Here is an 11,664-nt window from a genome sequence, read left to right as displayed (position 1 = left end):
TGTGAAAAAAATATTTTTTCAGTATTTACAAATGTAAAATAATTTCAATAATTTTAAGGGGAAATAAATAAAAAAAATGCCTCAAATACAAGGTATCAACCGAGAACAAATCACTTTTTCAAACCTTGAAAGTCAGATAGCAAAAGACAATGAGATTCGATTTATAGATGCATTTGTAGATAAGCTGGATTTAAAACAACTCGGTATTCAATCGCTCATTCAGAGGGAAAAGAAAAAAGCCGGGAGAGCATCTTTTGAAGATGCACTTTTTTTAAAACTGTATCTATATGCCTATTTAAACGGATTAAGAAGCAGTCGTAAATTAGAGAAAGAAGCTGTTCGTAATATTGAGTTGCAGTGGTTGCTCAAAGGACTTTGTCCGAACTATCATTCTATTGCCGACTTCCGAAAGATTAATGCTGTGGCACTAAAAAGCTTATTTAAGTTGTTTGTGTTGTTTTTGAAAGAAGCGGGCTTGATTGGTGGTAATGTGATTGCCGTAGATGGCACCAAAATAAGAGGGAGCAACAGTAAAAAGAATAACTATAACCCCAAAAAGATTGAAAGGCATCTGGCATATATCGAAGAAAAAACAGAACAATATTTAGAGCAGTTAGATAAAGCCGATAGGGAAGAAAACCAAGTCCAGAGTCTATCCATTAGTGATGTAGAAGATAAATTAGCCAAGCTGAAAACACATAAGATCAAGTACGAACAATTAGCCAAGCAACTAGAAGAGAATAAAGAGCCACAGGTAAGCACTACTGACCCTGATGCAAGAGCCCTATTGGTTCGAGGTGTAGTGGTAGAAGTAGGCTACAATGTACAAGCAGCCGTAGATGCACAGCACAGCTTGGTAGTAGCCACACACACCATCAATCGCAACGATAAAAATGCCTTGTACGATATAAGCAGCGAAGCCAAAGAGAATATAAAAGCAGAAGCCCTCACGGTTATAGCCGACAAAGGATATCACACCGGAAAAGAATTGCAATCATGTCAGGCAGCAGCAATAGAAACAATAGTAGCAAGGCAAGAGATAGTGAACAGCAACGAAGGTGGCACACAACCTGAGTACCTCATTCAACACTTTAAGTACAACCAGGAAACCGATACGTACACCTGTCCGCAAGGCGAAACACTGCATACCACAGGCAAATTGCATACAAAAAAGCGCAGTGAAGACATCTCCTATCAATTTAAAAAGTACCGAAGTACAGCTTGCAATACATGCCCTGTAAAACACCTCTGCACCGGCAGACAGGATGGTCGAAGGGAAATAGAACGCAGTGAATATGCCGAAGCGGTAGAGAGAAACAAAACGAACTATGAATCCAACGCAGAGTTATACCGCAAACGGCAGGAGCTAAACGAACATATCTTTGGCACAATCAAACGGCAGTGGAATTTGTATTACACCAATTTGAGAGGATTAAAAAAAGTGAATGGAGAGCTGGCACTCATCATGACTGTTTACAATATAAAACGCGCCAAGAACATCTTAGGCTTTGATAGACTGATGGAAGTGCTGAAAAATTGGACACCAAAGTATCCGGGAAGAGGTTTTTCAATTAAGAGTAGACTTCATCAGCCGCGGCTGATAAGCCAATATACGCCCATTAATTTTTTCCAAGAAAATATCGCTGCATAAAATCAAGCCATCTTAAAACAGAGAAGAGCACTTCTACATTAATTTTAAAAGCAGTATTTTAAAAGAAAATGACTTTTTTCACAGCCTGACGTTTTGCAGCTACCCGAAGGTGGCGATTTCGAAGCACTTCACTGTCAACCAAACAGAAACTTTGATAGAAGCACAAAGCTTGATTTAACCACTGAACCGCCACTTTTGGGTAGGTGCTGTTAGGGTGCGTTTTTCTTCTAAAATGGTAAGTCGTCATCTTCAATTGAACTTTCTCCTAAGTCGTACCACCCTGAAAGTTGAAGCCAACATTTAGGTTGCTCCCCTTCGTTAAAAGCTTTCCATCTTGCAAGCGAAACTCGTATTAAAGTTCCGGCAGGTATAACATCAACTGGTTTTTCGGTTCCTTTAAATTTCAAACTACGCCAACCATTTGTTGAAGGATATTGATACCTAATTCCTTGATAGTCTTTTCGCTTTAAATCTTTGTCGCTTATCCAAAAACCAACACTATGGTTTGGAATACCTCCATTTTTATCAATATAGCCACTTCCACTTTGAGTCCATTGAATAAATTTATCAAAAAGTTCATCTGGGTGGCCACTCCATATTGGAATGTTTCGCTTTTCAATAAAATCTTTGATTGTTATACCATCCTTTAAATTTCCTTTGCGAACTCTATTTTTAACTAAAATATCTTCAACGTGAGGTGGTGTATTATTAGGTCTCTCTTCAAATTCTATTTCCCAAGCTTGTTTTGGTTCTAAGTCAGTGTTTTCTGGTTGATTATTACCATTTTCATCCATTAATCTAACATACCTACCGCTTAGTGTTAAACCACCAACGCAAACTTGATTATTATTCATTTTTGTCTTTGACAAAATTAAAACGATGCCTTTCATAGGTGCGTAATTTTATATCCGAGTTTTTCCAATTTGTCAGTCACTATTGACCTATGACAAGCTTCTGGCTTTTCTTCAACACAAAATAAAACCACTCTATTTGCACCCACTTCATCTAACTTGTCAATGAAAGAATCAAAATCAAATTTGTTTAAAATTCTGTCTTTGTAGGCAATCGTAAAAACCTGCCCCAATTTGTTACGGTCTCGCTTTAACTCTCCTTTTTGATTGTCCGCTTCTTTTTGAAGGTCTCTTATTTCGCTTGTTGGTGCAAGTTCCATAACGTGACCGTATTTAATATCAAGGTCATTCAATTTCTGTTGAAGCCTATTACTATTAACAAAAGCATATTGTGAGCCTCTAACTCCTCTACGTTGCCTGATGTCACAAAAGGTGTCAATGTTGTTTTCTGTCAGCTTTTTAAAGTATTCTTGTTCAGTTGAGTTATAAACTCCTATTGTAAAAAATTCCATTTTAATATGATTTTCGTGATGTGAAGTCAATTTCGTTTCCAAAAAGGTCAACCGTTCCTTTTCCTTTGGTTAATTCTGCCATAACCATCTCTTGTGATTTAATTAATTTGTCAGAAACTATATGTTTTAATGATATTTTCTTTTTAAGCAATTCTTGACCAATTAGTTTACTTCTATGGCATTCTTCTGGTTTTGATTCACTACACATAATTGCAAGCTTAATATGCTTTTCATTTGCAATTGTCAATCTTTTTAGGCCTTCTTTGAAAAAGTCTTTTTCTTTAATAAGGTCATAAACGACTTTTCCATTATAGTCATAACAGCTCCTATCTTCGGGAAGACCTCCTAAGGTGTCTCCAACAAAAACATATTTAATACCATTTTCTTCAAGTTTAAACCTTAATTCATTTTGATTGAATTGTGGATTCCACTTTGAAAACGGTTTAGACCGAATGTCAAGCAGAAATTGTACTTCAAAAGTTTTGAGTTCCTTGATGAAGTCCTCAATCTTTTTGTTTCCGTGTCCTATTGAATATATTGTCGTATCGTTCATATTTCAAATTTACGATTTTTTGTCGGTCTGTTCTAAAATGCACCCTAACGGTTCTCAGCTATACGCAGGCAGGGATTTTTACCACTGAACTTTCTACGAAGAACTGAACTTCAAATTTACCACTTTCCTTTCCTACGAAGCACGAAACCCCTGCTTGCGTATAGGTGATGTTCAAGCGACACCTTCGGTGAGTTTTGTATTTTGCTATTGACATCATAAGCAAAGATACGGACATTACCTTTCATCAAAAAATATATTATGAAAGGAAACACCATTTCTTTAAAACCACTCAATGAAAGTGGCAAAAGATGGTTGCAAAAGACTCTGCAACTTTTACAAATACAAGAGTACGGCAAGGGCTCTGTGCGCAACTACCTGCAAGAGCTCACCTTGCTCTTTAAGCATTACAACAATTTGCAAGTGGAAGAATTACGGCAAGAACACATTGAGCGTTATGTGCTATTTATTAAAGAGAACCATAGGGTAGGCCGAGCCAAATGCAGGAGTGTGGCACAAGCCTGTAGTTACTTTTTTAAGAAAGTTATGCCATCGGATTATATCGTTCCCAGCAAGCTTTACCCTAAAAAACAATTTGTGCTTCCTGATATTATGACAGAGCAGCAAGTAGCCCAACTGTTTAATGCATCGCTTTCTTTAAAAGAATACTGTGTTGTGGGGTTGCTTTATGGCTGCGGTATGCGCATTAGCGAAGTGTGTGATTTAAAGATTAGCCATATAGACAGCACCAACCAGCGTATTAAAGTAGTACAGGGTAAAGGCGGAAAAGATCGTTTCACCTTACTGCCACAAAGTTTATTGATTCAGCTTAGGCAGTACTATTTACAGGCCGGACGCCCCAAAGAATACCTGTTTACCAGCCAACAGACCAAGTGTGCTGTTCATGTACGCAGCATGCAGTTGGTGGTAAATAGTGCCATGCAAAAAGCAGGATTCGAATGCGGACGGTTTACGGCACATACCCTGCGACACTCCTTTGCTACGCACCTGCTCAATCAGGGCAATAATATTCATGTGATAAAAACACTGCTTGGCCATAGCAAGTTAGAAACCACCATGATTTATCTGCACCTGCAACACCACACCCAGCTTGGCATTGTATCTCCCTTAGAAAGATTGGGTGGTGGAACAAGCGGAAATTAAGCAAAGGCTTCAAACCAGAATCTTTGCCCACCACAGTGGACAGCAGTTTAATCCGTACAGTCAAAGTGTGTTGAAAAAGTTGTCCGATTGCCATACGTTAAGGTTAGGCATGCATGTTTATCGCTGCAATACTTGTTCTCACCAACATCACCAATATCATAGTTGCGGCAACCGGCATTGCCCCAATTGTGGTGGCTTAAAGCGCGAACAGTGGCTGCACGACAGAATGAGTGAGTTGTTGCCCACCACCTATTTCCATATCGTGTTTACCCTGCCGCAGCAATTAAGAAGTCTGGCCATGGGCAACCGCAAAGCAGTTCTTAATTTGTTGTTTGAAGCAAGCAATTATACGCTTAGAAAATTGGGTAGTGATGAAAAATATCTTGGAGGAACACCGGGCATCATCAGCATTTTGCACACCAACGGACAAGACTTAACTTTTCATCCGCACATACATTGCATCGTGAGTGGTGGTGGCATAGATAAAGAGGGCCGGTGGCAAAAAGAGAAACGCAGGACCGGTAACTTTCTTTTTCCCAGAAGAGCGATGGAAAAGATTTTCAAGGGCTATTTCTTAGAAAAACTGTTAGCATTAAAATTCAATCATCAACTGAATATTGAAGATGAAAAAATGTTTGAGAAAACAATGGGAGAATTGCAGTTCATCAAGTGGAATGTATATGCCAAACGTCCTTTTGGCGGGACACAACAGGTGTTGGAATACTTAGGCAGATATACGCATAAGGTTGCTATTACTACGCATCGGATAATGGCAATAACCGACACAACCATCACATTCAAATACAAAGACTACCAAGATGACAACAAACAAAAGTTGATGACCTTGAGCCATGAAGAATTTTTGCGCAGGTTTGAGCAACACATACTGCCCAAAGGTTTTGTGAAGATACGGCACAGTGGGTTTTTATCCCATCAGAACAAAACAGAGCGTTTAAAATCTATTTGCAGGCAATTAAAAATAGCAGAGCCACCACTAAAAGTAAAACTACCCGTAACCACTTTAGCAGCGATGAAGTACGGTGTGGATATTACGCAGTGTAGTGTTTGTAAAACTGGAACCTTAGAATTACAGGCAACCTATATCAACATAGCACGGCAGGGTGTACAGTTAGTAAATGTAGCGCTGTTGCACAACAAAGGCTCTCCACAAAAGATACAAAAACCTGTTAAACAAATGCGATGACAATAACAAACATAATGACAGCATCTAAAATCCTAAGTATCTTGGGTAGGGGAAGTTGTGTGTTTAAGCAAACCCAATCATCCGCAAACATGCGAAATACTACAACCGGTAACTATAAAAAGCACTAAATCACAAAGAACCAAAGCTACAAAACCTCCTATACAAAAAATACCGGTGTCGCTGAACACCGAATAGCAAAAAGCCCTGAAGTGTTTTCTACTCTCAGGGCTTTTTTGCATTAGGGCTTTTTTCTATTCGGCATAATGTTGTGCGTTCGGTGTTCTTTTTCGTCCGTCTGTTTTTCGGTCGTTTTGGTCGTGCGGTAGGGCAGACACACTCTTTGCCAAGTTTTGGCTTGCGGGTCGGCTGGTGCGACTTGGCAATGTGTGTGGCTGTGAAGCGTTGGTTTTATTTCTATTTTGTTATAAAGCATTGAATAGTCCTTTTCTTTCTTTTAGTTTATTTAATTCTATTGCCTTGATACTTGTCAAGTCAGATTTATATTTCACTTCTGAAACATTGTTTGGAATATGAACTTCCTCTATTTTGTCAATGTCTTGATGTCTGTAAAAACGTAAAGACTGTTGAGCAATGTCATAATCGAATTTTACGCCAATGGAATGTTCCAAAGAACTTCCAAGCGTTCTAAAAACAATTGTGTTTAGCTTTTCAACTGTATCAAAGTCGTAATCAATCTTCTCAGAAATTCTGTCAATTAAATACTGAATGCTATTCCCTGAATTGTGTTGTTTTAAAAAAACCGAAGCAATTAAAACTTGTGTATCAGACGGAGGGTTTAACTGTGCCGCTGAGAAAATATGTTTTCTCTCAAAGTTCGAACTGCTCTTAACTTCAATTCTTTCTGTTCCTGCGTTAAAATCAAATTTCTCCTCTGGTATGTTATGCCAATAATTTATGAGTTCTTTTGGATTGGTTGAATTTTCAATTAAAAATAACTCAGCCCAAAGACCGTTTACTGTATTTGTAGGAGAATCTGTCAAGGTTTTAAATACTTCAACAAACTTTTTGAGCGAATCAATTACTTGTGGTTGAGTTGGATTTTGTCCAACTGTTTTTACGAGAGATTCAGATATTCTAAGAAAGTATTCTTGCAAGTTTCTGTCGCTGCAACGGAATGTAATAACAGTAAATGTTTGAAATTTGAAGGAATCATTCTCATAAATTTTACATTCAAGGTTTTGTTCAAGTTGCAAATATTTGAGGCGAAAATTCTTCAGGCTTAAATCCTTAATTCTCTTAGATACAGAAAGCAATAAAACTGCATTCCCTTCAAAGTCAATTGCCACTCGAAAATTTGGGTATTCGGGGATTGGAATTGCATTGAAAACCTTGCTGTCATTTTCAGGCAAGCTCAGAGAATCGTATAGGTCAATTAAATTCATACTTGCCTTATTAAATCAGCTCCCATATGTTCAGGAATCCAAATTGCTATAGTTGGCACGTTTTGAAAATCGGTATCTCTCAAATTCAAAAGGTGAATTTGAATTGTCAAAAGATTTTCATCCTTAATTTCTGAATCACCTGGGTAAATTACTTCTCCTGTTCTCGGGTTACGACCTTGAAATAGCTGTTGTATTTCATCATTTCGATTTAATCTACGAGTTCTTGGTGTCCAATTTTCATAAGAATTTGTACTCATCAAGTAAACCAAACATTCTTCGTCTGAATGTTCCTCAATATATCCTTTTAAAATACCTCTAAGGCTTGAGTATGTTGCTGAATCACTTTCTCTTGTATAACGAAGATTGTTAAGCAAATGCTCCAAACATTCTTGAATCGTAATTCTTGCAACTAAATGTTTTTGTTCTTCAGTTCTATTTGGATGTCCCTCATCTTGGTTAAACAATCCTGCTCTTGATTGTAGGAAAGTTAAAAGGGCATTTCTATTGGCTTCAATCAATTCATCTGTGTCGTGTGGTGCGTTAATTCTAAACCAATCATTGCCAAATGTATCTCTATCTAAATCGTCATAGATGATGTTTCGTCTAGTTAGGTTTAACATTTGATTAAGCACTGCCACTCTGTCTAAATCGTTTAGATGTCTATCATTCAAATGGAATTCTAAAAGTCTATTTCTTACATCTTCTTCGTGTTCTACGATAAAATTATAAGCATCAATAGTTACTTGGTCTAAGAATACTCTACAATAGCCTAAGTAACCTCTTTTATATCCAAAAAACCTTGCTCTCTGTTGAATTGTATCAACGTTTCCTGTACCAATATTTCTCAGCATATAAGTTACGGTCAAACCTTCAACCGTAAAGCCTCTATCCATTGATTGTCCGCCCACTAAAATCCAAGAGTAGAAATCATTCCAAGGAATTTGCGGTGTTACTCCATTTCTAGAATTGACTTCAACAATTTGGGTGTATCGCAGAGCGTGAATCAAATCGTTTCCTGTCAGCGTTTCAAAACTAGGCAAATCAGAAACAGTCATTTGTAATTGATTATATGAAGTTCTGAACTCGTCAATTAGTTCTCTTCTGTCTTCATCATCATTGCCTGAAAGTAGTCTCTGCCAACTATTACAAGTATTTCTTATCCAATTTGTAAATTCGTTGTGGTCTCCTTGCAGTCTTGAAGGATGGACAAGCATTGTCCTGTTCCTGTGATTATTTTGCATTTCTCCTGCAACCACACCCAAAAAGAAAATGCGTAAAGCACTTTTCAAACTCTCTGGAATTTCAAAAAGCGGATTTGTTGGAGTAGGAATTTCATTTGGTGGTATCTCCAAGATAAGGTTTGGATTATTTCTGAAAAAATCAATTCCTCCTGTGTAATCAGGTCCGGGAGTTAATAGTTTTATGAAATTAGGAGAAAGTCTATCCATTATATTTATGAATAGATTTGCCTGTGGTGTGGCGGTGTATTGTAAAAATGTGTGATGTGGGAAAACATTGCGAAGTGCGTTTATTCTTCGGTAAATAGTTGAAACTTGATTTTCAGTTAAACTTTCTATATCAATGTTTTGTCGTGCAGCCCATCTTGCTCTAGTGTTTAGACTTGCTTGGTCTCCTTCATCATCAATTATCAAGGTTGGAACACCTGTAAGGTTTTGTCCTGCAAGAATATTAACCAAGTTATTCAAGTGAGATGTGTTCTTCATCACTGTTATAAGCAATATTCTACACCTTTCTATTGGGAAAGTTGGGTCAGCCCATTGGGCAAGTGTAGTTTCTATTGTTTCAGCTTCTTGATTGCTGTTAGGGTTTTGGAGTAATGTCCACTTTCTGTCAAAGCGAGTGTTTAACCTTAAATCATCCGCTAATCGTTGTGTTGACTGATTTACAAGATTAGTTGAAACACCTGCAATTACGATTACAATCTGATAGTTGTTATCTCTAGCTAATGCAGTCAGAGTATTGAAAGAAAGGGTTTTTCCACTTTGAACATAACCAATAACAATTCCTGTTTCATTATTGGTTTGGTCATTAGGATTACCACACACCTGCATAATTCTGTATGTTTCATCCAATATTCTTTCGCCACTTTGATTTAAACTTCTATCAGAATTAGTGAAACCTTTACTTCGCAAAAGTTCAGTAGTTTCATCACCTACAAATGGTTGCCAATTATGATTTTTTGGGCGTGCCCCTAGTGGGTCGGGCTATTCGCTTCAAGTCCTCGCTCGTTCCTCGCTGTGGGCTTTCCGCTTCTATCCCTCACGCAGTTTAGTATCCAATTAATACAATTCCCTTTAATGGTAATTGCAATCTTCCACTGATATAAAGTGTTTCTAAAAATTGAAAGATTGATTTAAAATCATCGCTATTGTGGTAATGATTTCTTACGGCAATAACCAAATATTCCACATTAGGCATCATACAAGCTTGAAAAATGTCTTTCAAAAATTGATTGTTTCTGAAAGCTCTACCTGCTTCAACTTCAATAACGATTTTGCCATCAGCACTTACAGCATCAGCATCAAAAAACTTATCAATTCTATTGTTGATACTAAATAAAACAGGAACTTTTATCTTATCAATACTTGCTTTGCTCTTTTCTACTTTGAAATTCAATACTTCTAAATCGTCTGAAATAACTTTCAATACACCATCACTGCTTAGGTTGTTGTCAGGTGATTTTATTTGCTCATAATTCTTTTCAAAACAAGAAATAACAGCACGGATTTCGTCTGTAATTCCAAAAGAACGTGGAAATAATTGATATACCAATTGATAATCTGTATTCATATTTATGCTGCTAATTTGATTATGTTTTTTTGCGTTAGGGATTGAAGTGGAAATCCTTTTTGTGAGGTACGAACAAAAAGATTGGAACGGAAAGCCCGACCCGATAGGGGAACGCCCAAATAATTTCCTAATGCTTTGAAAGCTGCATTGTCGTTTTCAGGTAGTTTTAAGCCTGTTAAAGATTGAAGTTTTAATCCTTCTTTTTTTGTAATGTATCTGTTTTCCCAACCGATAATTGGAATTTGCGTGTTTGTACAAACTAGGGAAGGGAAAAAATCAGGCTTTTTTATTCTAATGCCTGATGCTCTGAATTGCAAAAGATAATTATTGATTTTTCGTTCGCTGTCTCCAACATTCCATTCTAACTTTTGCCAACTTTGAGAAGGTAACTTTGAAATTTGTTTAACTGCTTCTTTTATGAACTTCTTGTTGTCTTTGTAAAATTGCCTATTCTGCCTAATATATCTTTGTTTCCAATCGGGAAACTCATCTTCAACTCTTGCGTAGCTTGGTAAATGTGCTAATTGTTCTTCCTTGGTCATTCCTTTTAATGAAATCCCAAAATTTCCTTTGTATTCGCCCAATTCTTTTGCAGAAAGTAAATGAGGATATTGTTCTTCAAATGGATAGTCTGCTCCGAATTCCATTCCCCAAATTGGAAAACCTGGGATTTTTACCTCTTTTGGTAAAGCATCAATTAAGTCTTGCCAAAGTCGTATGCAATCTTGATTTGATTTAGGTAGTTGCTTTGCACTAACTGGATTCTGTTCAATGAAATTTTCAAGTTCAACAACATTTTTTTTGTATTTATCTACTTTGTCAAAACTAAAATGGTCGAGTGCATTTGAACCTAGCGAGCCAACAATAAATATTCTTTGTCTATGCTGTGGAATACCAAAGTCGTGAGGGGAATAGTCTTTATGGTCAACTTGATACCCAAGTCTCTCAAACTCAACTTTCATTGCTTTCCAAGTTTCTTCGTTATTGTGCTTGGCAATGAATCGAACATTCTCTAAAATGAAATATTTGGGTTTTCGAGCCTCAAGAATTTTTACAATTTCGTCAAACAGCGTTCCTCTGTCGTCCTCTCGTCCAAGTTGTTTACCCGCTTTTGAAAATGGCTGACAAGGGAAACCTGCACATAATATGTCGTGGTCAGGAATTAAGTCAATATTGTCTTTTACAATTTTCCTAATGTCTCCGTGAATGTTAATGTCTTTACCCCAATTCTTTTTGTAGGTATCTCTTAATACAGGGTCGAGTTCACTTGCAAATACACACTCGTGGCCAAGTTCGTGTAACGCCTTATGAAAGCCTCCAAGTCCCGCGAATAAATCTATAAATCTCATTCTATATTTTCTGTCCTAAATATTGCTTTTTCAAAATTCGCAATTTATGTTTTTAATCTTCTCTGTTTGTCCGTGCGTTGGCAAAAAATGGCTCTTTTGGTTTTTGGAGCGTTGGCTCGTGTGTCGGCAAAAACCAAATGTGCCATTTGCGGGTCGGCTTTTTACACTG

The 11,664-nt window shown here is 37.3% G+C and carries 10 protein-coding genes; 3 read left to right on the top strand and 7 right to left on the bottom strand.

What is annotated here, in order from left to right; all coding sequences use genetic code 11:
- The first annotated feature begins 76 nt into the window (after positions 1 to 76).
- On the top strand, positions 77 to 1,651 hold the full coding sequence (locus tag V9G42_00580; GenBank protein MEI2757905.1) for an IS1182 family transposase: 1,575 nt from the start codon (positions 77 to 79) through the stop codon (positions 1,649 to 1,651).
- A gap of 227 nt (positions 1,652 to 1,878) precedes the next feature.
- Here V9G42_00580 and V9G42_00575 read toward each other — a convergent pair whose 3' ends face one another.
- From V9G42_00575 to V9G42_00565, 3 genes are read right to left on the bottom strand one after another with little or no spacing between them, the layout of a single operon-like run.
- On the bottom strand, positions 1,879 to 2,541 hold the full coding sequence (locus V9G42_00575) for a hypothetical protein (protein ID MEI2757904.1): 663 nt from the start codon (positions 2,539 to 2,541) through the stop codon (positions 1,879 to 1,881).
- The gene (locus V9G42_00570) at positions 2,538 to 3,014 is read right to left on the bottom strand and encodes a DUF488 domain-containing protein (GenBank protein MEI2757903.1); all 477 of its coding nucleotides are present in this window, start codon (positions 3,012 to 3,014) and stop codon (positions 2,538 to 2,540) included. The genes V9G42_00575 and V9G42_00570 overlap by 4 nt, the downstream gene beginning before the upstream one ends.
- Position 3,015: 1 nt before the next feature.
- Positions 3,016 to 3,567: a DUF488 domain-containing protein gene (locus V9G42_00565; protein MEI2757902.1), complete on the bottom strand. Its 552-nt coding sequence runs from the start codon at positions 3,565 to 3,567 to the stop codon at positions 3,016 to 3,018.
- Between the two features lie 258 nt (positions 3,568 to 3,825).
- Here V9G42_00565 and V9G42_00560 point away from each other — a divergent pair, with 258 nt between their 5' ends.
- On the top strand, positions 3,826 to 4,728 hold the full coding sequence (locus V9G42_00560) for a tyrosine-type recombinase/integrase (protein ID MEI2757901.1): 903 nt from the start codon (positions 3,826 to 3,828) through the stop codon (positions 4,726 to 4,728).
- Complete coding sequence (locus V9G42_00555) at positions 4,709 to 5,932, top strand: IS91 family transposase (GenBank protein ID MEI2757900.1); 1,224 nt, start codon at positions 4,709 to 4,711, stop codon at positions 5,930 to 5,932. The genes V9G42_00560 and V9G42_00555 overlap by 20 nt, the downstream gene beginning before the upstream one ends.
- A gap of 422 nt (positions 5,933 to 6,354) precedes the next feature.
- Here V9G42_00555 and V9G42_00550 read toward each other — a convergent pair whose 3' ends face one another.
- The 4 genes from V9G42_00550 to V9G42_00535 all read right to left on the bottom strand — a co-directional run bounded on the left by V9G42_00550 (position 6,355) and on the right by V9G42_00535 (position 11,495).
- Positions 6,355 to 7,335, bottom strand: coding sequence for a PD-(D/E)XK motif protein (locus V9G42_00550; GenBank protein MEI2757899.1), 981 nt, complete (start codon positions 7,333 to 7,335; stop codon positions 6,355 to 6,357).
- On the bottom strand, positions 7,332 to 9,488 hold the full coding sequence (locus V9G42_00545; GenBank protein MEI2757898.1) for a Z1 domain-containing protein: 2,157 nt from the start codon (positions 9,486 to 9,488) through the stop codon (positions 7,332 to 7,334). The genes V9G42_00550 and V9G42_00545 overlap by 4 nt, the downstream gene beginning before the upstream one ends.
- Positions 9,489 to 9,624: 136 nt before the next feature.
- A complete protein-coding gene (locus V9G42_00540) occupies positions 9,625 to 10,146 on the bottom strand; it encodes a hypothetical protein (GenBank protein ID MEI2757897.1) in 522 nt (173 codons plus the stop codon).
- Between the two features lie 2 nt (positions 10,147 to 10,148).
- Entirely contained in the window at positions 10,149 to 11,495 is a 1,347-nt protein-coding gene (locus tag V9G42_00535) for a DNA cytosine methyltransferase (protein ID MEI2757896.1), read from the bottom strand.
- Positions 11,496 to 11,664: the final 169 nt, after the last annotated feature.

This window comes from Bacteroidia bacterium, assembly GCA_037045145.1.
Lineage (GTDB): Bacteria > Bacteroidota > Bacteroidia > AKYH767-A > OLB10 > OLB10.
The sequence above is the reverse complement of the archived record's forward strand: the minus strand, read 5'-3'. Positions and strand labels throughout refer to the sequence as shown.